A 24577-nucleotide genomic window follows, 5' to 3' on the forward strand; every position below is an offset into this window, starting at 1 on the left:
TCCAGCGCCGATGGTACTGCACTCGGGAGGGTGTGGGAGAGTAGGACACCGCCGGACAATCTTTCCAGATGAGGTCACCCTTCGGGGTGACCTCATCTGCGTTTCCGGCCCTTTTCCTGAGTCCGCGCGACCACGGCCGGCGGCCTTTCCGGGAATCCGCCCGAAGGGCCGGGCCCGTCTCGTACCGTCGGTGCGGGACCGCCCGCGACGGCTCCCCCGCCCCCGTGGTGGAAACGGGACGTGGCGTACGCCTCGTCCGCGATCGGCGTGGACCGGTCGGGGTACCTGCTGTTGGTTCGGCCGGAACTGACCGCCAGGCGTTGGCGGAGGCAGGAGTGGTCATGAAGATCGGAATTGTCGGCTCGGGGCACATCGGTGGCACCCTCACCCGTCGGCTCACCGCGCTGGGGCACGAGGTGACCGTGACCAACTCGCGGGGTCCGCAGAGCCTCACCGGACTCGCCGCGGAGACCGGCGCGGCGGCCGGCACCCTCGACGAGACGGTGCAGGGGGCGGAGCTGGTCGTCGTCGCCGTTCCGGTGAAGGCCGTGCCCGACCTGCCGGCGGCGCTGTTCGACGGGAAGGTGGTTGTCGACGCCGACAACTACTACCCCGAACGGGACGGGGACATCGCCGAACTGCTCGACCGGAGTCTCAGCTCCAGCCGCTGGACGGCGGAGCACCTGAAGGGCGCCCGGGTGGTGAAGGCGTTCAACACCATCCAGGCGCCGCACCTGATGGACAACGGCCGGCCGGCGGGCTCGCCCGACCGGATCGCCCTGCCGGTGGCCGGCGACGACGCCCAGGCCAAGCAGGTGGTGATGGAGCTGGTGGAGGAGTTGGGCTTCGACCCGGTGGACGGCGGCACGCTGGACGAGAGCTGGCGGCAGCAGCCCGACACCCCGGTCTACGGCGCCGACCGCGACGCGGACGGCGTACGCCAGGGGCTCGCCCATGCGCGTCCCTGAGGTCGTACCACGAAGAAAGCCCCGCCGGCGATCGAGCCGGCGGGGCTTCGTCGTGCCTGACCTCGACGGGCTGTCAGGCGGGGGGCTTCGGGCCGCAGATGAAGCGGGGCTCAGCCTGGTACGTCCAGCTGAACTTCTCCCGCTTGATCACCTTGCCGTCCTTCGTGATGACCCGGTAGGCGTCCTGGGCGAACCCCTCGCTGCCCGCGGCTTCGATGCAGTCGGGGCCGGTCTCCAGGTGGACCGTCTTCGGCTGGGTGATGTTCCGGCGAGGGCCGTACTCCGTCTTGACGCTGTCGTAGATCTTCGTGCTCCAGATCGACACGGTGATCGTGCTGGAGGTGTACGAGGTGTCGATCAGGACCCCGTGCGGGCTGTTGTTGCGGAACTTGAAGTCCAGAGCGGGGTAGTAAATCGTCGACTCGATCACCGCGGGGTACCGGCTGAAGTAGAACGAGTGGGGCTTGTGCTCGACGTCCTCGAGCCCGGCGTAGTACGTCGCGTTGAACAGGGTCGTGGTGAACTGCGAGACACCGCCGCCGACCCCGGGAACGAGCTTGCCGTCGACGATCGTCGGCGCGTCCTGGTAGCCCTGGTCGTAGCCGCGCTCGCCGGTGTGCCCGTTGAGCGAGAACGTCTCGCCGGGCTTCACGATCGTGCCGTCGACGTCCTTGGCAGCCTGCACGATGTTCTGGCTGCGCGGCGAGGAGAGGCCGCCCGGGAACCGGGTGGTGAAGGTGGAGACCCGCTCCTTGATGCCCAGCTCGGCCAGCTTCGCCTCGGTCAGCTCCGGCTCGGCCGGCTTCAGCTGCGCGGTGACCGTCCGCCCGTCCGCCTTCGGCAGGACGGCGAGCAGGTCCTGGCTGAGCGCCTCGGTGTCCAGCTGCTGGCCGGCCCGACCGGGCACCACCTTGGGCTTGCCGCCGGAGATGGTCAGCCCGGCGTCCTTCGGCGCCACCTCGATCTTCGCGAGCCGCTCCCCGAGTGCGGTCCGCAGCCGCTTCACGTCCACCCGCGGGGCCAGCTTCCCCGCCTCGTCGGCGGAGAAGCGCAGGCTGCGGGCGATCGCGCTCGGCGGGATGCTGAGGGAGCCCTTCGCGGTGGTCAGGGTGACCGGGGCGGCGACGGCCGGCTTCGCCAGCTCGTCGACCAGCCGGTCCACCTCCTCGCGGGAGGTCTCCGGGTGCTTCTCCACCAGCGGGACGGCGGCCGGGCGGTCGCCGAGCCAGGCCGCCTTGACGACCTCCGCTGAGCGTGGCGGGTCGAGGGTCAGGCTCGGCTTCGGGTAGACCGGCTTCGGCGTGGTGCCGGTGAAGATGATCGCCGGCATGGTCATCTCCCGGCCCTGGCTCCCCACCACCCCCCGGAGCGCGGCGTCGAGCCGGTCGACGTCGACGGTCACCACCGGGTCGATCGAGCGGGACCCGACGAGGCGGCTGACCGGGTGCGCGTCGGCTTCGGCCGCCGCCGCCACGGTGGCCTCCACGTCCACCGCCAGGCCGACGTCGGCCGGCTTGATCTCGGTGGTCTTCTCCCCCACCGTGACCCGGACGGGGGCGCTGAGCTCCGCCGAGCGGCGCTCCAACGCAGCCCGCAGCTCGCGGGCCGCGTCCGTCCGGCTGCGGCCGCCGAGTTCGGCGCCCAGCACCGTGGTGCCGCGGGGGACGTCGCCGGCGTACGCGTAGGCGCCGGCGCCCGCCACGGCGGCCAGCACGGCCGCGGTCACCCCGCCGGCGAGCAGGAGTCGCCCGCGCCGCGGGCGGGAGCCGGCGGACGGAGTCGCCGGTCCCGGCTCGTCGCCCGGCCAGCTCACCGCGGTGACCTGCACCGTCGGCCGGTCGTCGGCGGGTGGGGGTTTTTCGCCGTACAGCGTCACAGCTACCTCGATCGGAAGTACCACGTGGGGAGCGCTTTCCCCACCCGGAAGACAACTACGGTAACCAACGTTCGACCCGGCCGGCAGTGTCCCACCCGGGCATCTCCCATGGCCGCGTGTCGGCCGGCCGGCGCAGGGTGTCGCGATGGTCACCCACCACCGGTCCCCGCGCGTCCGGCGGGCCGTGGGACGGTGTCCGGGTGCGGACCGACGATCGGATCATGGCGTACGGCGGTGGGTGGCTGGATCGGGCGGGGGAGCTGCGGGCGGACCCGGACTGGATCGCCCGCAGGTTGGCCGACCGGGCGAGCGTGGTGCTGCCGCTCTGGCAGGACCGCTGCCTGGTGGGGCCGGATCGGACGCCGGTCCGGCGCGGCGTCGGGGAGGCCGCCGAGCTGCTCGCCGCCGCCGACGAGACGGTCTTCCTCGGCCTGGACGCCGGCGCGGCGGTCTTCGCCGTGGACCTGTCCGCCCGCGCCGAACGGGAGGCGCGGGAGCTGGCGGGGGCGACCGAGGCGGTGGACGTCCGGGCCCTCGTGGGCGGGCTGGGACCGGCCGAGGCGGCGATCCAGGCGTACGCCCGGGGACTGCTGCACTGGCACCGGGGGCAGCGGTACTGCGGCGCCTGCGGGGCGCACACGGTCGCCGGGAACGGCGGTCACACCCGCTCCTGCTCCGGATCCGGCTGCGGCAAGCTCCTGTTTCCCCGGATCGAGCCGGCGATCATCGTGCTGGTCGAAGCGCCCGGTGAGCCGGACCGTTGCCTGCTGGCCCGGCACCGGGGCGCGGCGGAGGACTCGTGGTCGACGCTGGCCGGCTTCGTCGAGGTGGGCGAGAGCCTCGAGGACGCGGTCCGCCGGGAGATGGCCGAGGAGGCCGGGGTGACCGTGGTCGACCTGGCGTACCAGGGCTCGCAGGCGTGGCCCTTCCCGGCCGGGCTGATGGTGGGCTTCCGGGCCACCGCCGCCTCGACCGAGGTGCGGGTGGACGGCGAGGAGCTGCTGGAGGCGCGCTGGTTCACCCGGGACGAGCTGCGGGACAGGGCAGCGCGGGGGCGGCGGCTGGGCCGGATCGACTCGATCGACCAGCACCTGCTCGGCGGCTGGCTGGCCGCCGGCGACTGACACCGGGACCCGCGCGGTCAGCGCCGGGGTCGGAGGGCCAGCCAGGTCATCACGGCGGCGGTCAGCGCGGCGGTGGTCAGCGCACAGCCGAGGACCCCCTCGACCGTACGCGGGGCGACCAGCAGGGCCGCCCCGGCCAGCCCCACGGTGGCCGCCCAGAGCGGTGCCGCGGGGAACCGGGCGCCGCTGGCCACCCGGTCGTTGACCAGCATGAAGACGACCGCGTACAACGCGCCGGTGGCGGCGAAGAGCGGGGCCTCGCCGGCCAGGTGCAGGTAGTCGGCGCCGCCGGCCAGCCGGAACGCCAGCTCCCCGCCGAACGCGGCGGCGGCCACCAGCACCGACCCGCAGGCGAGGATGACCGCCAGGCCCAGCGCCCGGGCCCGCCGGTCGCCCCGGGCCAGCCGGGGCAGCACCAGCAGCGTCACCACCTGCGGCGCCCAGAGCGCGCCCTTGGTCAGCACCGCACCGACCGCGTACGCCCCGGAGCCGGCCGCCGGCAGCAGTTGGCGGGCCAGGATCAGGTCGGCGTACGAGATGGTGAGCATCGCCAGCGTGGCCGCGCACGTGGTCATCACGTCCCCGGGTCGCAGCTCGCGCTGCCCGTGCGTGGCGACGGGCGTCGACCGGCCGCCGGCGGCCAGGCGGGCCAGCAGCGGCAGCGCGAGGAGACCGGTGACCGCGGTGAGCGCCAGCGCGGTGACCGCGTCCCCGCCCAGCGCCAGCCCGACGACCAGCCCACCGTACCGGCCGGCGGCGAGCACCGTCATCACTGCGGAGAGCCGGAGGAACCGCTGGTCACCCTGGAGTTCGCCGAGCCACCGGCCGGCCAGCACGGTGGCGAAGGTGGTCGCCGCGAGCAGCAGGGTCAGCGCCAGCGGCAGCCGCAGCAGCACGGTCAGCAGCGGCGCCGCCGCGACCGTGACTGCCGCGGCGACGGCGGCGGTGAGCAGCGCCAACCGGCCGGTGGCGGTGGGACCGCGCCGGGCCCGGTGGACCGCCACGGCGATCTGCAACCCGAAGCCCGGCACGGCCGCGATGGCGCCGAGGGCGAGCACCGTGGCCAGCGCGCCGAGGTCGGCCGGGACCAGCTGCCGGGCGCCGAGCACCGGCACCAGGTAGGCCAGTGCGTTGGTCAGGGTGGTGGCCACGGTGACCGCCGCGCCGGCCGCACCCAACCGGGTGGTGCCCGCCTTGCCGCCGCCGGCCCGCGCGGTCCCGGGCCGCCCGGCCGCCCCGTCGTGGACCGTCCGGCCGTCGTTCAGGGCCGGCCTGTCGCCCAGCGCCGGCCTGTCGTGCGCCGCCGTTGCGTCGTCGACGGTGGTGCGGTCGTCCGCCGTCACTGGCGGGCGGTGAGAGTGCCGACGGTGACCTCGTTCGTGCAGAGCGTCACGCCGGGCCCGTGCAGGACGAGGTCTACCGCGTCCCCGCCGCCGGTGATCTCGAAGAAGGCCTGGTGCAGGCCGCGCTGGACGCGGAACTCCCGAACGCCGTCGCCGAGGCGCAGGGTGGCAGTCGCGTCGGCCGAGGCGAGGTAGCCGACCCGGACCACCCAGGCCCAGTCGATCCGGCTCCCGTTGAGCGGCATCCGTACGATCTGCCGGTCGGTCAGCTTGTAGCCGCAGCCCTCCTCCGGCCCGGGCCGGACCGATGGCCCGTCCACACCGAGGGCCGCGATCCGGCCGGAGTCGTCGAAGACCGACGGGTTCTCCGCCTCGGTGACGAAGACCGGCGGGTCGGGGAGGGCGCGGAAGAACCGGGACTGCTGGTTGTACGGCGCGGACAGGTTGAGCACCACGTCGTCCGGGACCTTCCGGTCGAAGAAGACGGTGCCGGGCGGGGCGCCGGCGAGCTCGGCGCGGGCCGTCTCCAGATAGGTGCGACTGGTGCTGGTCGCCCACTCGTCGCTGTACCGGGCGGTGGTCCAGGCGGTGCCGAGCCCGGCCGCGACCAGCACGGCGGCGAGCGCCGCCGCCACCGGCTCACGGTTGCGGGCCAGCACGTCCGGCATCCGGTCCAGGTCCGACGCGTCGGCCCGGGGACCGACGTTCGCGACGGCCCGCTGGGTGTCTCCGGGCCGGACCGCCGGGGTGGACGGCGGCGGACCGGCGGCGGCCGGGATCGCGGTGGCGATGGGACCGGGGGGCGCCTCGTCATGATCCATATCGGCGTGGATGACGCCCCGGCGCGGTGCGGCCGGCACCGCCGCCCGGGGCACCTCGACCACGGCCTCCTCGGGCGTGACCTTCTGCCGGGCCCCGGCGACCGGCTCCCGTGCCGGGTCGTCCGGCGTGGCCGGCTCGTCGTCCGCCTTCCGCCCTGGGGTCGGCGGTACCGCCCCGGTCGCCGGGGCCGCGGCCGGCGCGGCCAGCCCGAGCAGGGCGACGCCGACGCAGAGCGCGGCCACCACGGCCACGTCGCTGACGTAGCGGGGCACCGCGCCGGCCACGTCGCTGAAGACCGAGCCGAGCCGGGTCGCGGCCAGCAGCGCCGACACCACCAGCAGGTACGTCCCCAGCAGCACCCAGGCCCGCGCGGCGATCCGGCGCAGCCGCAGGGTGACCACGATCAGGGCGACCAGGGCCGTCCACGCCAGCCAGCGCCCCAGCTCCGGCGGCGCGGCCACCGGCGCGCCGTCGCCCGCGCCGAGCCAGCGCCACGGCCCGCCGAAGAGCCCGGGCACCAGGGTCGACCCGAGCAGCAGTTCGAGGAACGAGAGCACCTCGAAGATGGAGTTCGGCTGGCGCAGCGAGGACACGGACCGGGACAGGTAGGCGGCGAGGAAGCCGAGCGAGATGGCGGCGAGCACGGCCCACGACGCCCACCAGCGGCGCAGCGTGGTCACCACCGCGCGTATCGGCCCGCCGCCGGCGAACAGGCACGCGGTGAAGAGGAAGACCAGCGGTACGACCAGCAGCGTCTTCTCGAAGAAGAGCAGGCCGAGCAGGACGGACAGCGCCAGGGAGACCAGGTGCCGCCGGCGCCCGGTGCGGACGTACTTCAACTGGGCGCCCAGGGCGAGCACCATGGCCAACTGCATCGCCAGCATGTTGGCCCCGACCGCCCACCAGGAGGTCGCCTCCAGGGTCAGCGGGCTGAACAGGAACATCCCGAGCGGAACCAGCAGCAGCCAGCCCGGCCGCAGCAGCGCCCGCAGCAGCCGGTGGAAGGTCACCGCGATCAGGGCCTGCCCGACGATCATCAGCAGCAGGTAGGGCCAGTACGCGTACCCGAGCGCGTGGGTGACCAACCAGGTGAGCAGCCGCGCCGCGGGCATGAAGTGGTTGTTGTAGAGGGTGAACAGGAAGCCCGGCGTGAGGTCCGACCCGGCGGACTGGGCGACGAGCACCCAGTCGTCGGCGGCGAGGAAGCCGCGGGAGGCGAGCTGCGCCCGCCAGGCGAGGCTGAACAGGATCATCGCGACGCCGACCGCGCGGACCGGGTCGGCGCGGACCCAGCTGCCGATCCATCCGCTCTCGTCGCGTGGCGTCGTCGCCTCGGGTCCGGTCAATGCCATGGCGGGAAGACTGCCACACCGGTCACCGGGCGTCCCATCAGGTCAACGGGTGGTTCAGGGGACACCTGGGCCCGGCCGGCGCCGCGTACAGTGGCCGCCGGACCAGGGTGGCGCGGGTCGCGCCCGGCGGGCGGGGTGAGGTCGACGGATGCGCGAACGGCTGGTGCCGCACGGCGTGGCCGCCGCCGTGACGGCGGTGGTGCTCGCGCCGCTGGCGCTACCCGGGTACGTGCTCCGCTACGACATGGTCTTCGTGCCTCGTCAGGCGTTGAGCTGGGACGTGATCGCCCCGGCCTCGGCGCTGCCCCGGGCCGTCCCGCAGGACGCCGTGGTCGCGCTCGCCACCCAACTGGTGCCGGGCTGGCTGCTGCAACGGCTGGTGCTGGTGGCGATTCTCTGGCTGGCCGCGCTCGGCGCCGCCCGGTTGGTGCCGACCGACCGGACCGCCGTGCGGGTGGTGGCCGCGCTCGGGTACGCCTGGACGCCGTACCTCGCCGAGCGGCTGCTGATCGGGCAGTGGGGCCTGCTGTTGGCGTACGCGATGCTGCCCTGGCTGGTGGCGGCGGCGCTCGACGTGCGGGCGGGCCGGCCCGGGGCGCTGCCCCGGCTGCTGCTCGCGGCCGCCGTCGCCGCGATCACCCCGACCGGCGGGGTGCTCGCCCTGGCGGCGGTGGCGGTGCTGCTGCCCGGCCGGTACCCCGGCGCCGGTCGTCGGGCGGGCACGGCGCTCGCGGCGACGGTCCTGCTCAACGCGCCCTGGCTGGTCGCCGGGGCGGGCAGCGCCACCGGTGGCCGTTCCGATCCGACCGGGGTGGCCGCCTTCGCCGCCCGCGCCGAGAACTGGGCCGGGCCGCTGGTCGCGCTCGCCGGCACCGGCGGGATCTGGAACGGGCTGACCGTCCCGGTGTCCCGGCAGGCCGGGGTGGTGCCGCTGGCCACCGCGCTGCTGCTGCTCCTCGCCGGGTACGGCGTGCCGCTGCTGCGCCGGCGGTGGCCGGCCGGCTCGGCCGGCCGGCTGGGCCTGCTGGCGGCCGGGTCGTGGCTGGTCGCGGCGCTCGGCGTGCTCCCCGGTGGAGCCGCCCTGCTCGGCTGGCTGGTCGACACGGTCCCCGGCGCCGGGCTGATCCGCGACGGGCAGAAGCTGCTGGTGCCGTACGCGCTGGCCCTCGCGGTGGCCGGGGCGCTCGGCGCGGAACGGCTGGCCGACCGGCTCGCCACCCGGTTCGACGCGACCACCGGGCGGGTGTTGCTGGTCGGCGCCGCGCTGCTGCCGGTGGCCGTCCTGCCCGACCTGGCCTTCGGGGCGATCGGCCGGTTGCGGCCCGTCGACTACCCCGCCGACTGGGCGGTGGTGGCGCGGCAGGTGGCCGACCGTCCGGGCGAGGTGATCTCCCTGCCGTTCCAGGAGTACCAGCGGTACGCCTGGAACCGCGGGCAGGTGGTGATCGACCCGGCGCCCCGGTACCTGTCGACGCCGGTGCTGATCGACGACAACCTGCGCGTCGGCGACCTCGCCGTCGGCGGGGAGGATCCCCGGGCCGCCCGGGTCCGGGCCTTGCTCACCGCCGGCCGGCCGCTGGCCGGGACGGGAGTGCGCTGGGTGCTGGTGCAGCGGGCGTTCGGCCCGCCGGTGCCGGCATCGTCGCTGGTCGGACTGCGTCTGGCGCACGCCGGACCGGAGTTGGCCCTCTACGAGAACCCGGACTGGACGGCTCCGGCGGCGACGAACGGTCCCGGCCGGGTCGGACTGGCCCACCTGTTGGCCGGAACGGTGGTGTTGACCATCGGTTTTTCGCCCGCTGCGCGGGGGTTGCGACGCGTGGTAGCGTCCCGGCACGCGAGTCCCGCGGAAGGAGAAGGTGGATGAGGAACCTGCCCGCGTTCGTCGCCGTCGGGGTACTCGGGGTCGTGCTCGGCCTGCTCGGCAGCGTCGGTCTGGCGAATGCGCTCAGCCCGTCCGCCAACGAGGTCGCCAACACCAGCAAGGTGAGTGAGCAGAGCTCCGATACCACCCTGTACGGCACCCGCTGACCAGCGCCGACCGGGGCGTCCGCCGATGCGGGCGCCCCGGTCGCGTGTCCGCCTACCGAGCGGCGGTGAGCCCGGCGACCAGCTGCGCGAAGCGCGCACCGGTCGTCGCCCAGGTGAACCGGCCCGCGTGCGCCAGCGCCGCCTCGCCCATCGCCTTGCGCCGCACGTCGTCGGCGAGCAGTTCCCGGACCCGCTCGGTGAACTCCCGCTCGTCGTCCACCAGCAGCCCGGTCTGAGTGTCGACCATCGCCTCGGCGACGCCGCCCGCGTAGCGGAACGCGATCGTCGGGGTGCACCGGGCGGCGGCCTCGACGATGGTCAGCCCCCAGCCCTCCTTGAGCGACGGGGTGAGGGCCAGCCAGCAGGAGGAGAGCAGTTCGTGCTTCTCCTCCTCGCTGATGAAGCCGGTGAACCGTACCCGGTCGGCGATGCCGAGCGAGTCGCTGAGCTCCCGCAGCGGCTGCTCCCACCAGCCCTGCCCGGCCACCACCAGCTCCAGGTCCGGCAGCTCCCCGCTCAGCTCGGCCACCGTACGCAGGGCGATCTCCACCCGCTTGTGCGGAACCAGCCGACCCAGCACCAGCAGCGACGGGTGGGTCGTCCGGGGCAGTGGGGCGCCGGTCACCGGCGGGGTGCCGTTGGGCACCACGTCGATCCGCTCGCGGTCCACGCCCAGCTCGGCCAGCTCGGCCCGGCTCGCCTCGGAGACCGTGACGTAGCGGCAGCGTCGGTAGAGCCGGACCGCCAGCCGGGACTCGATCCACCAGCCGAGCCGGCACATGACCGGGCCGAAGACCACCGGCCACTGCTCCCGGTGCACGTGGTGCACCAGGGCGAGCACCGGCCGGCGGGCGTAGAGCGGCGCGAAGAAGGGCACCCCGTTGCACACGTCGACGACCAGGTCGGGCCGGCCGAGGCGACGCCGGGCCAGCGGGCCCAGGCCGAACCGGCCGGCGAGGTAGGTGAGCGCGGCGCGGGCGTAGACGGTGTGCCGGGAGCCGCGGCGCAGCACCCGCGTGCCGTCGGCGTTGGTCTCCTCCGCCGCGCCCCGCCCGTGGGCGGCGCAGAGCAGGGTCACCCGGTGACCGGCGGCGACCAGTTCGGCGGCGATCCGCTCGATGTAGACCTCGGAGCCACCGCCCTCGGGGTTGCTCGTGTCGCGCCAGTTGAGGAACAGCACGTGGCGAGCGGTGGTGCTGCCGGACCTGTCCACGCTGCTCCTACCGATCAGTAAGCGGCACGATCGCGCCACCCTAGGGCGGCGGGGCCCGCGTACGCAATGGGTCTTGTCGGCAGCGACGATCGGATAACAGCTCGTCGACCGGGGGTTTGCCGGGGACCCGAAAGCTTGGCAGGGTGTGTCAGCGCGGAACCGTGCGCCGCCGGTGGCGAAACCGGTCAGGCCGTTCCGCAATACCCGTGACCTGCGGCCGGCGCCTGCCGGCTCGGCGAAATGGCGAGGAGGTGGCCGGTCGTGGTGCCCGACGTCCCGGCGCGGATCCTCGCCCGTCGTTCCCCGGTGGTGCTGCTCAGCGCGGCCCTCGCGCTGCTGCTGATCGGCTGGGGCGGATTCGTCTGGCTGCGCGACGAGCGCAGCACGCCGGAGTGCCTCCAGCGGGTACGCCTGCGGGTGGCCGCCGCCCCGGTGGTCGCCCCGGCGGTGGACCGGATCGCCCGCGCCACCGTCGGCCGGCAGCCGTGCGTGGCGCTGGTGGTGCAGGCGCGGGAGTCCGACGAGGTCGCCGCCGAGCTGGCCAACGGCGCCGACGTGGCGGACGCCTGGCTGCCGGAGTCCACGTTCTGGCTGCGCCGGGCCCGCTCCACCGGGGCGTTCGAGGTGCCCGGGCAGGGCACCTCGGTGGCGAGGACTCCGGTCGTGCTGGCGGTGACCGAGCCGGTGGCCCGCCGGTCGGGCTGGCCGGCCCGGCCGCTGACCTGGCGGCCGCTGGTCGGCCCGAAGGCGGACGCGGCAAAGGTGGGGCTGCCCGATCCGGCCGTCGATCCGGCCGGGGTCGGGGCGCTGCTCGGCGTCCGGGCGCTGGCCGCCGGGGAGCGCGACCCGGGCGGCGTGGTGGCGGCGACGCTGCGCAAGCTGGCCGGTCGAACCTTCAGCCCCGCCGACAGCACGACCACGCTGCCCCCGGACGCCGGGCTGCCCGGCCGCTCGAACGCGGTCGCCACCACCGAGCAGGCGGTGCTCGAACACAACGCGCTGACCGGCGCGGACAAGCTGGTCGCCGCGTACCCGGAGGTCGCCGTCCCCGATCTCGACCTGCCGTACGTGGTGCTGCCCGGCACCCCCGACGCGGTCCGCGACGCGGCGGCCGGCTTCCTCACCGACCTGCTCACCACCGGGTCCCGCGACGTGCTGACCGGGTACGGCTTCCGCACCGTCGCCGGTTACCCGCCGGCGATGCCGCGCGACCGTCGGCTCAGCCCGGACCACCGCAACCCGGTGCCACTGCCCGCCGAGGAGACCGTCACCGAGATGCTGACCGGGTGGAGCGGCGTGCAGCGCAGCGCCCGCATCCTCACCGTGCTGGACATCTCCGGTTCGATGGCCGTCCGGGTGCCCGGCGGTGGCACCCGGCTCGACGCCACCCTCGCCGCCGCCCGGGAGGGGGCCGGGCTGCTGCTGGACAACAGCGAGCTGGGCGTCTGGGTCTTCGCCACCAAGGTCGACGGGGATCGGGACTACCGGGAGATCCTGCCGGTCCGGCCGCTGCGTGCCCAGCGGGCCGCGCTGGACCGGCGGCTGGGCGAGGTGAAGGTCAAGCCGAACGGCGGCACCGGCCTGTACGACACCACGCTGGCCGCGTACCGGGACGCCCGGCGGCACTGGACCCCGGGCCGGATCAACCTGGTGCTGGTGATGACCGACGGCCGGAACGAGGACGCCGAGAGCATCGGACGGACGAAGTTCCTCGCCGAGCTCAAGGCCCTCCAGGACCCGCGCCGGCCGCTGCCGGTCCTCTTCGTCGGCCTTGGTCCGGACGTCGACCCCGAGGAGCTGAACGCGATCGCGAAGGTGACCGGCGGTCAGGTGTTCCGCACCGACCAGCCGAAGGGTATGCGGCAGATCTTCTTCTCCGCGCTGGCCGCGCTGAGCTGCCTGCCGCCGGAGTGCCGGCGGTGACCACGGTGCCGTCGCGTGGCGTGGCGCGGGTGCTCCGGCCGGTCCGCGAGGCCCCGGCCACCGCGCTCTGCCTGCTGCTGCTCACCGCGGTCTCGTTCGCCCAGCGGCCCGGCCAGGTCACCTTCGACACCAAGCTCGACCTGGCGGCGAACCCGGTGCACTTCCTGGCCCGGGCGCTGCACCTGTGGAACCCGGAGGCCACCTCCGGCGAGCTGCAGAACCAGGCGTACGGCTACCTCTTCCCGATGGGGCCGTTCTTCGCGGTCGGGCAGCTGCTCGGCGTACCGCCGTGGATCACCCAGCGGCTCTGGTGCGCGCTGCTCTTCTGCGCCGCCTTCTACGGCCTGCTGCTGCTGGCCCGGACGATGCGGATCGGCACCGAACCGACCCGGTACGCGGCCGCGCTCGGCTACGCGCTCGCGCCCCGGATGCTCACCGAGATCGGCGCGCTCTCCTCGGAGGTGCTCTCCGCCGCGCTGCTGCCCTGGGTGCTGCTGCCCCTGGTCCGGGTGCACCGGATCGGCTCGCCGCGCCGGGCCGCCGCGCTCTCCGCGCTGGCCGTGCTCGGCATGGGCGGGATCAACGCGGCCGTGGTGCTGCTCGCCCTGGTGCTGCCCGGGGTGTGGCTGCTCACCCGGCGGTGGGACGCCGCCCACCTGCGGCTGGTCGGCTGGTGGTGTCTGTGCGTGGTCGGGGTCTGCCTCTGGTGGATCGTGCCGCTGCTGCTGCTCGGCGAGTACAGCCTGCCCTTCCTGGACTACATCGAGTCGTCCACCACGACCACCGCCGTCGCCTCGCTCTTCCAGGCGGTACGCGGCACCAACCAGTGGGTGGCGTACATCGTCCAGGGCGACCCGTGGTGGCCGGCGGGCTGGCTGCTGATCGACCACCCGGTGCTGATGGCGCTCACCGCGGTGGTGGCGCTGGTCGGGCTGGCCGGGCTGGCCGGCAACCTGCTGCCCGAGCGCCGCTTCCTGGTGCTCGGCTTCCTGGCCGGGCTGACCCTGCTCACGATGGGTTACGTCGGCAGCCTGGACAGCCCGCTCTCCGAGCAGGTCCGGGACCTGCTGGACGGCCCGCTGGCGCCGTTCCGCAACGTGCACAAGCTGGAGCCGGTGCTGCGGCTGCCACTGATGCTGGGCTTCGCCCACGGCGTGGACGCCTGGGCCACCCGGCTGCACACCGCCGCCCGCCGGCGCCGTCCCGGGCTGCGGCTGCGCCCGCTGGTGTTCGTACCGGTGTTCCTGCTGGTGGTCGGCGCGGCCGCGCCCGCCTGGACGGGGCTGCTGCGCCCCGGGCCCGGCTGGTCGGACCTGCCGCCGCACTGGCGGGCCGCCGCCACCTGGCTGGCCGACCGGGACGCCCTGGCCCGCACCCTGGTGGTGCCCGGCTCCGGCTTCGGCCAGTACGACTGGGGACGGACGGTCGACGAACCGTTGCAGTCGTTGGCCGGAGCGCCCTGGGCGGTGCGGCACCAGATCCCGCTCGGCTCGGCCGGCAACACCCGGATGATGGACACCGTCGAGACGGTGCTGTCCGGCGGGCGGGGCTCGGCCGGGCTGGCCGACTTCCTGGCCCGCTCGGGCTTCCGCCATCTGCTGCTCCGCAACGACATCGACCGGACCCAGGTGGATGCCCCGCCGGTGGCGGTGCTGCGCCGGGCGCTGAACGGGTCGCCCGGGATCGCGCGGGTGGCCACCTTCGGCACGACCGGCGCGGTCGGCCGGACGCCCGGCAGCCCGGTGGACGACGGCGACGGCCCGTTGCCGGCCATCGAGGTGTACGAGGTCCAGCGATCCGTGCCGGCGGCTTCCGCGGTGCTCACCGCCGACGTGCCCACGATCAGCGGCGGCCCCGAGTCGCTGCTGCCCCTGCTCGAACAGGACATGGTCCGCCAGGACCAGCCGGTGGTGCTCGCCGGCGACCGGCCCGACACCGGGTCCGACGCGGCCGACGGGCGGTGGATCGTCACCGACGGGCTGCGCCGGCGGGAACGGGACATCGGCCGGGTCCGGGACAACCTCAGCCAGACGCTGACCGCGACCGAGGCGGGACGGCAGGGGCGGGTCGCCCTCGACCTGCTGCCGTTCTCCGGCCAGAAACACCAGACGGTCGCGACGTATCAGGGGATCCGCGACGTGACCGCCTCCACGGCGGCCAGCTTCGTGGACAACCTGGCCGCCGCCGACCCGTCGCACCTGCCGTTCGCCGCCGTGGACGGCGACGCCGGCACCTCCTGGCACTCCGCGCCGCTCACCGGGCCGGTGGGGCAGTGGCTCCAGTTGGACCTGGACACCCCACGTCAGGTGGAGCAGGTCTCGCTGTCCTTCGTCGACGACCTCGGGGTCGGTTGGCCGGTCACCCGGTTCCGGATCAGCACCGACCGGGGTTCGGTCGACCACGACGTCGCCGCCGGGCTGGGCGCCCAGACGTACTACACCCTGCCGGGGGTCACCAGCACGATCCGGGTCACCGTGCTCGCGGTGGCCGGCGGCCGGCTCGACGGCGGGGTGGGCATCCGGGAGTTCTCGGTTCCGGGCACGACGCCCCACCGGGCCCTGCGCGTTCCCACCGACCTGCCCGCCCTCACCGGCCCGGTCTCCTGGTCGTTCAGTCGGGGTTCGGCCGGCCGGCCCGCGTGCTTCCCGGCGGCCGCCCCCGGCTCCGGCTCCGACGCCGTCCCGTCCGCCGACGCCGACCCGACCACGGGCTCCGGCTCCACGACGGCCGGCCCAGGGATCCGGACGGCGGGCACCGTCATCCGGTGCGACCGCTTCCTGGCCCGGGTCGGCGAGGAGCCGCTCGGCGTGGACCGGCTGTTCCGCAGCGCGGCGCCGGGCCCGTACCGGTTGACGGTCACCGCCGTGGCCCGCCCCGGGGGTGTGCTGGCCCTCGCCGGGGCGCGGGTCACCGCGGACGCCTCGTCGTACCTGGCCGGGGACGCGTCGGTGGCGCCGTGGGCGGCCGTCGACGGCGATCCCGGCACCGCCTGGCTCGCCGACACCGGTGACCTGCGTCCGACGATCACCTTGAGCTGGCACGGGAAGCGCCGGATCGACCAGTTGCGGCTGCGCCCGGCCGACCTGCCCGTGGGCTCCCTGCCCGAGCGGGTCGAGGTGCGCGCGGGCGGCCGGGTCCAGCTGGTGCCGGTCGGCGCCGACGGTCTGGTCCGCCTGGCCGCAGTGCACACCGACCGACTCGAGATCAGCGTGCGGGAGGTCGTCGACCGGGTGGCGGACCGGCGCGGCAACGGCTGGACCGCGACCGTCGGCATCGCCGAGGTCGAGGTCCCGGGCCTGCACGGCCTGCTGCGGCCGCTGCCCGCGGACACCCGGATCGCCGCGCCGTGCGGTGCCGGCCCCGCCTTCGAACTCGACGGCTTCCGGTACGAGACGGCGGTCACCGGCACCCTGCGCGACGCCGTCGCCGGCACGCCGATGGCGGTGACCCTGTGCGGGGAGGCGGGCGCGGTGGTGGACCTGCCGGCCGGCGGGCACCGCCTGGCCACCTCCCCGTCGCGCGGCTTCCTGGCGCAGGACGTCACGCTGCGCCCGGCCGGGGCCGCGGCCGCCACACCCCGGCACCGGGACGTCTCGGTGTTGGACTGGGCACCGGCCGACCGCCGGCTGAGGGTGGGCGCCGGGGAGGGCGCGCTGCTCGTCGTACCGGAGAACGCGAACGCCGGTTGGACGGCCACGATGGACGGAGGGACCCTGCCGACCACCCGGGTCGACGGGTGGCAGCAGGCGTGGGTGCTGCCGGCGGGTGCCGGCGGCGAGGTGCGCCTGAGGTTCGCCCCGGACCGCGCCTACCGTGGCGGGCTGGCCGCCGGCGCGCTGAGCGTGCTCGTCGTGCTGCTGTTGGCCGCCTGGCCGGCGCGCCGGCGGGCCGCGGACGGGAGCCGGGTACCGGCCGAGGGCGCACCCTGGCTGATCGGCACGTTGCTGGTGGTGCTGCTCGCCGCGCTGGGCGGGGTGCTGCCGGTGGCGATCGTGCTCGCCGCGATGCTGCTGCGCCAGCTTGCCCGTCGCGCGCTGCCGGTGGTGGTCTTCGGCGGCCTGACCCTGGCCACGGTCACCGCGGTGGCGGGCCGGCTGCGGGGCCACGGCCAGGAGTGGGCGTACGGCACGTGGGTGCAGGCGGCGATGCTGGTGGCGATCGGCGCGGTGGTGGCGGCGGTGGTGCCGGTCCCCGGCGCGCCGTCGACCCCGGACGCCGGCCCGCCCCTGGATGACGCCGGCGGGCCGGTCGGAGATGCTGCGCCGGCGCGGGTGACCGCCCCGGGGATCGGCGACCCGCCGGTCGCCGGTGAGGACGAGGACGGGACGGTAGTGCGATGACGGCTGAGCAGGGACGGGCGGCCCGCCGCCGGTTCGCCACCCTGGGTCGTTCGGTGACCCTGTTCCGGGCGTTCCTGGTCGAGCAGACCGATCCCGACCGCTTCTACGGTCTGCTGGCCGACGACTCGGTACGACAGGTCTCCGGCTACACCCGGCTGACCGGGCGGACAGTGCTCGACGTGGGCGGTGGCCCGGGCTACTTCGCGCAGGCGTTCCGCGCGGGCGGCGCGCACTATGTCGGTCTCGACCCGGACGTCGGCGACTTCTCCGCGGCCGGGTCCGCCGCCGGCATGCTGCGCGGCAGCGGCACCGCGCTGCCGGTGCGCACCGGCAGCGTCGACGTCTGCTTCTCGTCCAACGTGCTGGAACACGTCTCCGAGCCGCACCGGATGCTGGACGAGATGGCGCGGGTGACCCGGCCGGGCGGCATCCTCTTCGTCTCGTTCACCCCGTGGTTGTCCCCCTGGGGCGGGCACGAGACCGCGCCCTGGCACTACCTGGGCGGGGACCGGGCCCGGCGGCGCTACGAGCGGCGGATGGGGCGTCCGCCGAAGAACCGCTTCCGGGAGACCCTCTTCCCCGTCTCCATCTCCGACGCGCTGCGCTGGACCCGGGGCAACGCGGACGTCGAGGTCCTCGACGCCCTGCCCCGCTATCACCCCTGGTGGGGCCGCTGGATCGTGCGGGTCCCCGGAGCGCGCGAGATCGGCTCGTGGAACTTCCTGCTCGTGCTCCGGCGTACGGGCGGGCAGCCGGACGGGCTCGGGCAGGCGGCCGTCGGTACCGGCGAATCACCGGCTGCGGCGGGAAAAGTAGGGCTGACCGGGGGTCGCGTCGCGATGTGACCAGGTAGTAACCTCGCGGCCATCTCACTGATCGATATCGACGAAATTGAGCTCCTCCAGGGAGGAAAAATGAAGCACCGCGCCCTCGGTGCCGTGCTGTTCGGGGTTGGCGTACTGCTCCTGGCGCTGGCCGCCGGGTTGGTGTTCGTCGTGACCCCTGCGCTGGCCAAGCTCCCCTACGATCTGGATTCCGCGACCTCCGTGGCGGAGGCCAGCAACGCGAAGTTCCTCCAGATCAACGACGGGTCCATCAAGATCAACGATGGTGACCTCAGGTCCACCGTCCTGGTCACCCAGCTCCCCAAGGAGACGGCGAACCTGACCGGAGCCCTCGACGGCAAGGCCGTGGTGTGGCGGGTCGGCCAGACCGTGGAACGGGTCGACAACAAGCAGCTGGTCAGCGCGTACGGCGCCCAGCTGGCCCTGGACCGGGTCTCCGGCGCGGCGCTGGAGTGGAACGGCCAGTGGCTCGACGACACCGGCCAGCAGGACAAGGGGATCAAGTTCGCCGGCCAGATCTACAAGTTCCCGTTCCACACGGAGAAGAAGGACTACCGGATCTTCGACCGCGACCTGCGGCGCGTCCGGGACGCGAAGTTCGCCGGTACGGAGAACATCAAGGGCATCGAGACCTACCGGTTCGAGCAGGTGATCACGGACGAGCCGCTGAACCTCGACTCGGGCCGGCTCACCCCGCTGCTGGCCACGTTCGCGCCGGGCGCGACCGACGGCAAGGTCGTCTACAGCAACCAGCGGACGGTCTGGGTGGACCCGGTGACCGGGTCGTTCATCAAGGTGCGCGAGGTGCAGAAGAAGGTGCTGACCCCGAACGTGGGCGCGCCGACCACGCTGCTGGACGCGGACTTCGCGTACAACGAGGCGACCATCACCGCGTCGGCGGACCGGGCCAAGGACAGCCGGGACAGCCTCCGACTGCTGAGCGTCTACGTCCCGGTCGGGCTGGCCGTGCTGGGCCTGGTGCTGCTGATCGGTGGCGTGCTGGTGGGTCGTGGCGCAGCGGCCGGCGAGGCGCGGCACCGGGCGGACGTTCCGACCCGCGTCGAGGAGCCGGTCCGGGGCGCCGACGCGGCGACCGACGAGCAGTTCGAGGTCGTCCGCCAGGGCGGTCCGCTGAGCGACGAGATCCCGCCGGCGTCGACGAACTGGCGCGCGGAGGAGGAGCCGGCGGTGCCGGCACAGCGCCCGGCCACCGAGGACGGGGCCGGCAAGCGCTGAGGTGAGCAGAGCGCGGGCGGAGGGCGGGTCGACACGTGTCGACCCGCCCTCCGCGCCTCTGTGGTCACGCTGCGCGTTCGTTACATAATCGTAACGTGTCGATGTCTTCATTGCTCAGCGTCACGGCCGCGCGCCCGGAAAATCCACCTTTGGACGCTTGCTCCCGGGGGCCGGTCGGCGACGCCCTCTGCGGAGCGTGAAATCGTCATTTCGGCACGTAGATCGGAAGTTACCCGACCGTAGGTAGAGGCTTGTGATCCCCGCCTCGGTGGGTGCACCATCATTCGCACGTTCGTTACCCGCCGGTAACAGATGTGACGGCCCGGCCCGGGGCCCCACCGGTCGACCGGCCCACCCCGACGAGCACCAGCCCCATCGAGGAGGAATCCGTGCAGGATCGGATCGACAACCCGGGACGCACCCGGTGGCGGCGCTTCGCCGCGATGATGGTGCCCGCGACGGCCGCGGTCGGCGCCATCCTGTTCGGCATGCAGAGCGGCGCGATCGCGTCCGACATCACCGTCTCCGGCCAGACCTTCAAGATCGGTGCGGCCCGGCTGGAGGGTGACGGCTTCAAGCAGTACGGCGGCATCGTCCGGGAGAAGGACGGCAGCGTGCACCCGATCGCGCTCGCCGAGATCAGCAGCGCCGACCTCTACAAGCTCTGCCAGTCGGTCCGCGCCGACCTGCCCGGGATGCCGGTGGTGCTGACCATCAACGCCGGTGACGGCAAGGACCCGGCCAAGGCCAAGGACCTGCTGATCGCGATGGACAGCCTGGACGGAAACGCGACCTTCGACAACATCAAGATCGGTCGGGACGCGAGCGACCTGAACCCGACGGCCCGGACCGGCTCGTTCGGCCAGAACTCCGACAAGGTCACCATCACCAACCTGGAACAGGTCTCCCGCTACACCACCGCCTCCACCTTCAACCTGGTGGGCCTGCGGCTGAAGGTCAACGTCGGGAAGGACGCCACGGGCAAGGAGTGCTTCTGAGCTGAACCGCGGGCCCGCGGTCGCCGCCGCGGGCCTGTCCCCGTCCCCTCGTCCCCCCGCTCCGCCAGGAGGAGTACGTGACAACCGCCGATCCGCAACACGTCCGCGCCGCTGGTGCCGGCCGGGCCTGGCGGAGCTTCCGCAGCTGGCGACGGACCCGGCCGTTCTGGGGCGGCCTGTTCACCGCGTTGGCCGGAGTGGAGATGTTCGCCTCCACCCGGATGACACTCAACGGCCTGAGCTTCCACAGCGGATCCACCGGGCTGTACTCGCTGCTGATCCCGGCCATCCTGCTGACCTGCGGACTGCTGCTCTGGTTCAGCCCGGCTCAGCGGCTGTTCTACTCGATCGTCGCGGCGGTCACCACGATCTACTCGCTGATGGGGCTCAACCTCGGCGGCTTCTTCCTCGGCCTGCTGCTCGGCCTGGTCGGCAGCGCCCTCGGTTTCGCCTGGGCACCCACCGCCCGGCCCGCCCCCGGGGAGAGCGACGGCTCCGCCGGGCCGGTCGCCGGGACCCCGCCGGACGCGCCGGCCACCATCGGATCCGACGCTCCGGGCGTGGTCGACGAGTTGATGCCGGCCGACGGCCGGGGCGTACCGCGGCAGCGCGACGAGGCGCCGCCGGCGTACTCCCCGGGGGAGCACGCAGGCGACGGCCGTCCGCGCGACGTGGCGCCGGCCCGGTCCGGCGACGGAACGCCGCCGGAGGGCCAGCCCGAGCCGCCCGGCGGCTCCCGCGAGCCCCGGTACTTCGCGGTGGCGCTGCTGGTGCTCGGTCTCTCCGCCGCCGGGCTGGTGGCCGTCCAGCCGCAGCCGGTACGCGCGGCCGCGCCGTCGCCCGCCGCCTGCCCGAAGCTGCCGGGGAAGATCGGCACCCCGTCCCCCTCCGCCAGCCGGGCCGCCCCGTCATCGACGCCGACGGCCAGCCCGAGCCCGTCGCCGGGGACCACCTCGGACGGAAACCTCCTCACCGACATCCTGCGGGGCATCGGGGACCTGTTCACCGGTGGGCACCAGGCCGAGCCCAGCCCGACCCCGTCGGCAAGCGCCACCCCCACCCCGAGCGTCGGGACGGCCGGGCCGACCGCCGCGCCGACGCCGACCGCCACCCCGCCGCGAGGCACCTGCCCCGCCGGGAAGCCCGCCAAGCCCGGCACCCCCCAGCCCGGCAAGCTGCTGCCGAAGATCGCTCCCGAGCCGGGGCAGCCGAAGGCGGCCCGACAGCCGTCGAAACTGACCGGTTCGAAGGTCACGATGAAGGGGCTGCGGTTCGAGGGGATCGTCGACCTGCCCACCTCGGGCGGGACGCTGAAGGCGTTGAAGTTCGGCATGGCCGAGGCGGTGACCGACGACTTCAAGCTGGTGGCGGACGGGCCGGCGGGTCGCAACCAGCAGTACGTGACGGACCAGCTGACCGTGCGGGGCGACGTCGCGTTCTACGCCACCCGCTTCGTCGGTCGGCTCCTCGGTATCAAGATCACGCTGACCCCGGACCTGCCGTTCCCGGACGGCATCCCGGTCACCTCGCCGATCCCGGTCACCTTCACCGACCCGGTGATCGACCTGGCCTTCGTCGACTGCGACACGCTCACCGCCCGGCCCTCGCTGGCGCTCAGCCTCTCCTGACCTTCGTTCCACCACCGGTGACCGGGGGCGGGCACCCGCCCCCGGTCCGCCGATCAGAGCCGGGCCAGCGCCCGACGCAGCGGGTCGAGCCCGAGCGAGCCGAGGTCGAGCGCCTGCCGGTGGAACTCCTTGAGGTCGAAGTCGGCGCCCTTGCGGGCCTTCGCCTCCGCGCGGGCCTGCAGCCAGATCCGCTCACCCACCTTGTAGGAGGGGGCCTGCCCGGGCCAGCCCAGGTAGCGGTTCAGCTCGAAGCGCAGGTTCTCGTCCGGCACCCGGCAGTGCGCCCGCATGAACTCCCAGCCCAGCTCCGGCGTCCAGCGCTCACCGGGGTGGAAGCCGAACGGGTTGTCCCTCGGGATCTCCAACTCCAGGTGCATGCCGATGTCCACGATCACCCGGGCGGCCCGGAACGCCTGCCCGTCCAGCATGCCGAGCTTGTCGCCCGGGTCCTCCAGGTAGCCCAGGTCGTCCATCAGCCGCTCCGAGTAGAGCGCCCAGCCCTCGCCGTGCCCGGAGACCCAGCAGAGCAGCCGCTGCCAGCGGTTGAGCAGCTCCGCCCGGACGGCGGTCTGCGCGACCTGGAGGTGGTGACCCGGCACGCCCTCGTGGTAGACGGTGGTCACCTCCCGCCAGGTGGAGAAGTCGGTGATGCCCTGCGGCACCGCCCACCACATCCGCCCCGGACGGGAGAAGTCCTCGCTCGGGCCGGTGTAGTAGATCGCGCCGTCGCTGGTCGGCGCGAGGCAGCACTCGATCCGGCGGACCTGCTCGGGGATGTCGAAGTGGGTGCCGTGCAGCTCGCTGATCGCCTTGTCGGCGAGCGCCTGCATCCAATCCCGGAACGCCTCCTTGCCCTGGATGGTCCGGGCCGGGTCGGCGTCCAGCGCCCGCACGGCATCATCGACAGTGGCACCGGGACCCGCGATGCGACCAGCCACGGTTCGCATCTCGCCCTCCAGCCGGGCCAGCTCCGCGAAGCCCCAGGCGTACGTCTCGTCCAGGTCGACCTTCGCGCCGAGGAAGTACTGCGAGGCCAGCTCGTACCGCTCGCGGCCGGCGGCCTGCTTCTCCCGCCCCTGCGGGGCCAACTCGGCGCGGAGGAACTCGCCGAACTGGGCGGTCGCCGCGGTGGCCGCCGCGGCGCCCTTGCGCAGCTCGGCGCCGAGCGTGCCGTCCGCGCCCAGCCGCTCGACCAGGCCGTGGAAGAAGTTGTCGCCGGCCGGGTCGGTCCAGACGTCGCACTGCTTGGCGACCTCGACCAGCTGCACCCGGGAGCTGACCCGCCCGGCGGCGGCCGCCTCGCGCAGGGTCGTCTTGTAGCCCTCCAGCGCGCCGGCGAACCGGTTGAGCCGAGCGGCGACGTTCGCCTTGGCGTCGTCGCCCTCGGTCGGCATCAGGTCGAACACCATGCGGATCTCGTGCAGCCCGCTGGCGATCACGTTGACCTCGCTGGTGGTCTCGCCCGCCTCGTGCCGGGCGAGCTCCAGACCGAGGCGCTCCTGCATCGCCTCCTTGGCGGTCCGCTCCGCCTCCGAGTCCGGTTCGGTCACGTCGAGGTCGGCCAGGGTGCGCCGGGTCAGCTCGGCGCGGGCCGCGTACCCGTCGGGCGACAGGTCGTCGAGCTGGTCGTCGTAGCCGGCGATGCCGACGTAGGTGGCGCCGGTCGGGCTGAGCGGGGCCCAGTCGGTCACGTACCGGTTGGCGAGGTCATCGATTCGTCCCACGGTGCGACCCTACGTGACCCTGGTGCCCTCGTGTCGACTGTGTTTGTCGTGTTCAGGGCGGTAGCTCGGGCCGGTCGCTGTGGCGGTGGACACGGCGTCCGAAAAGCGCGGGACTTCGTCGTACCCCTCGGGCAGAGTGTCAGGGGTGACCGCCGCTACCACTCCTGACCGCGCTGCCGTGCGCAGCTGGCTGCCCGGCTTCCTCGCGCTCGCCGCGATCTGGGGCTCGAGCTTCCTGTTCATCAAGGTCGGCATCGAGGAGCTGCACCCGCTGCACCTCACCCTCTACCGGGTCGCCACCGGGGCGGTGACCCTGCTGGTGGTGCTCGCCCTGCTGCGCGACCGGCTGCCCCGCGAGCCCCGGGTCTGGGCGCACCTGTTCGTGGTCGCCGCCTTCGGCGTGGCCGTCCCGTTCACCCTGTTCGGCTTCGGCGAGCAGCGGGTCGAGTCGATGCTCGCCGGCATCTGGAACGCCACCACGCCGCTGATCGTGCTGCCGCTCGCGGTGCTGGTCTTCCGCACCGAGCGGCTGACCGCCCGGCGCGCGGTCGGGCTCGGGCTGGGCTTCCTCGGCGTGCTGGTGGTGCTCGGCGTCTGGGAGGGCGTGGGCGGGGCGCACTTCACCGGCCAGCTCATGTGCCTCGGTGCGGCCGCCTGCTACGGCGTCGCCATCCCGTACCAGAAGAAGTTCATCGCCGGCAGCTCGTACTCGGGCCTCTCGCTCTCCGCCGCTCAGCTGCTGGTCGCCGCGCTCCAGCTCGCCGTCGTCGCGCCGCTGGTGGCCGGAGCGCCGCCGGTGCCGACCGGGCTCTCCGTCGAAGTGGTGGCGAGCGTGCTGGCGCTCGGCGCGCTCGGCACCGGGCTGGCCTTCGTGATCAACCTGCGCAACATCCGGGTGGCCGGGGCGAGCACCGCCTCCACGGTGACCTACCTGATCCCGGTCTTCGCGGTGCTGGTCGGCGCGGTGGTGCTCGACGAGCGGCTGAACTGGCACCAGCCGGTCGGCGCGCTGATCGTGCTCGTCGGCGTGGCGGTGGCCCAGGGACTGCTGAGCCGCCGGAAGCCCACGCCCGTCAGCGCCGGTACGCCGGCCGTGCCCGCCGCCGAGCCGGCCGCCCGCCGCTGACCCTCCCGCCGACGGGAGGCCGCCGGCC

The 24577-nt window shown here is 74.1% G+C and carries 15 protein-coding genes and 1 pseudogene; 11 read left to right on the top strand and 5 right to left on the bottom strand.

The window, feature by feature from the left end; translation table 11 throughout:
* The first annotated feature begins 341 nt into the window (after positions 1-341).
* Complete coding sequence (locus ACFOYX_RS17110; RefSeq protein ID WP_322443919.1) at positions 342-968, top strand: NAD(P)-binding domain-containing protein; 627 nt, start codon at positions 342-344, stop codon at positions 966-968.
* A 73-nt stretch (positions 969-1041) separates the two neighbouring features.
* Here ACFOYX_RS17110 and ACFOYX_RS17115 read toward each other — a convergent pair whose 3' ends face one another.
* Positions 1042-2844, bottom strand: coding sequence for a VanW family protein (locus ACFOYX_RS17115; RefSeq protein ID WP_322443920.1), 1803 nt, complete (start codon positions 2842-2844; stop codon positions 1042-1044).
* 200 nt (positions 2845-3044) lie between these two features.
* Between ACFOYX_RS17115 and nudC the strand changes: the two genes are divergently transcribed.
* Positions 3045-3968 carry an NAD(+) diphosphatase gene (nudC, locus tag ACFOYX_RS17120; protein ID WP_322443921.1) on the top strand — a complete coding sequence of 308 codons (924 nt, stop codon included), beginning with the start codon at positions 3045-3047 and terminating at the stop codon, positions 3966-3968.
* Here nudC and ACFOYX_RS17125 read toward each other — a convergent pair.
* Positions 3862-5146: pseudogene (locus ACFOYX_RS17125) on the bottom strand (polysaccharide biosynthesis protein). The gene nudC and the pseudogene ACFOYX_RS17125 sit on opposite strands and share 107 nt — an antisense overlap.
* Before the next feature lie 161 nt (positions 5147-5307).
* On the bottom strand, positions 5308-7485 hold the full coding sequence (locus ACFOYX_RS17130; protein ID WP_322443923.1) for a hypothetical protein: 2178 nt from the start codon (positions 7483-7485) through the stop codon (positions 5308-5310).
* A 148-nt stretch (positions 7486-7633) separates the two neighbouring features.
* On the opposite strand from ACFOYX_RS17130, the gene ACFOYX_RS17135 reads away from it, so the two are divergent.
* Both ACFOYX_RS17135 and ACFOYX_RS17140 read left to right on the top strand, forming a co-directional pair.
* Complete coding sequence (locus tag ACFOYX_RS17135) at positions 7634-9352, top strand: hypothetical protein (protein WP_322443924.1); 1719 nt, start codon at positions 7634-7636, stop codon at positions 9350-9352.
* Positions 9349-9516 (top strand): hypothetical protein, encoded by a 168-nt coding sequence (locus ACFOYX_RS17140; protein ID WP_161557964.1) that lies wholly within the window; start codon positions 9349-9351, stop codon positions 9514-9516. The genes ACFOYX_RS17135 and ACFOYX_RS17140 overlap by 4 nt, the downstream gene beginning before the upstream one ends.
* 52 nt (positions 9517-9568) lie before the next feature.
* On the opposite strand, the gene ACFOYX_RS17145 is transcribed toward ACFOYX_RS17140, so the two are convergent.
* Positions 9569-10729, bottom strand: coding sequence for a glycosyltransferase family 4 protein (locus ACFOYX_RS17145; protein WP_322443925.1), 1161 nt, complete (start codon positions 10727-10729; stop codon positions 9569-9571).
* 261 nt (positions 10730-10990) lie between these two features.
* On the opposite strand from ACFOYX_RS17145, the gene ACFOYX_RS17150 reads away from it, so the two are divergent.
* The 6 genes from ACFOYX_RS17150 (at position 10991) to ACFOYX_RS17175 (ending at position 21699) form a co-directional block, all read left to right on the top strand.
* Positions 10991-12652 carry a substrate-binding domain-containing protein gene (locus ACFOYX_RS17150; protein WP_322443926.1) on the top strand — a complete coding sequence of 554 codons (1662 nt, stop codon included), beginning with the start codon at positions 10991-10993 and terminating at the stop codon, positions 12650-12652.
* Positions 12649-16992 carry an alpha-(1->3)-arabinofuranosyltransferase family protein gene (locus tag ACFOYX_RS17155; RefSeq protein WP_322443927.1) on the top strand — a complete coding sequence of 1448 codons (4344 nt, stop codon included), beginning with the start codon at positions 12649-12651 and terminating at the stop codon, positions 16990-16992. The genes ACFOYX_RS17150 and ACFOYX_RS17155 overlap by 4 nt, the downstream gene beginning before the upstream one ends.
* On the top strand, positions 16989-17837 hold the full coding sequence (locus tag ACFOYX_RS17160) for a class I SAM-dependent methyltransferase (RefSeq protein WP_322443928.1): 849 nt from the start codon (positions 16989-16991) through the stop codon (positions 17835-17837). The genes ACFOYX_RS17155 and ACFOYX_RS17160 overlap by 4 nt, the downstream gene beginning before the upstream one ends.
* A gap of 69 nt (positions 17838-17906) precedes the next feature.
* Positions 17907-19073, top strand: coding sequence for a DUF3068 domain-containing protein (locus ACFOYX_RS17165; RefSeq protein WP_322443929.1), 1167 nt, complete (start codon positions 17907-17909; stop codon positions 19071-19073).
* 389 nt (positions 19074-19462) lie between these two features.
* Positions 19463-20071: a DUF6230 family protein gene (locus ACFOYX_RS17170; RefSeq protein WP_109804392.1), complete on the top strand. Its 609-nt coding sequence runs from the start codon at positions 19463-19465 to the stop codon at positions 20069-20071.
* A 77-nt stretch (positions 20072-20148) separates the two neighbouring features.
* A complete protein-coding gene (locus ACFOYX_RS17175) occupies positions 20149-21699 on the top strand; it encodes a DUF6114 domain-containing protein (protein ID WP_322441337.1) in 1551 nt (516 codons plus the stop codon).
* Positions 21700-21752: 53 nt separating this feature from the next.
* Here ACFOYX_RS17175 and ACFOYX_RS17180 read toward each other — a convergent pair whose 3' ends face one another.
* Positions 21753-23423 (bottom strand): DUF885 domain-containing protein, encoded by a 1671-nt coding sequence (locus tag ACFOYX_RS17180; RefSeq protein ID WP_322441338.1) that lies wholly within the window; start codon positions 23421-23423, stop codon positions 21753-21755.
* Between the two features lie 145 nt (positions 23424-23568).
* Between ACFOYX_RS17180 and ACFOYX_RS17185 the strand changes: the two genes are divergently transcribed.
* Positions 23569-24549, top strand: coding sequence for a DMT family transporter (locus tag ACFOYX_RS17185; RefSeq protein ID WP_377534125.1), 981 nt, complete (start codon positions 23569-23571; stop codon positions 24547-24549).
* Positions 24550-24577 lie beyond the last annotated feature (28 nt).

Origin of the sequence: Micromonospora sp. GCM10011541, assembly GCF_042650725.1 — a bacterium.
Classification (GTDB): domain Bacteria; phylum Actinomycetota; class Actinomycetes; order Mycobacteriales; family Micromonosporaceae; genus Micromonospora; species Micromonospora sicca.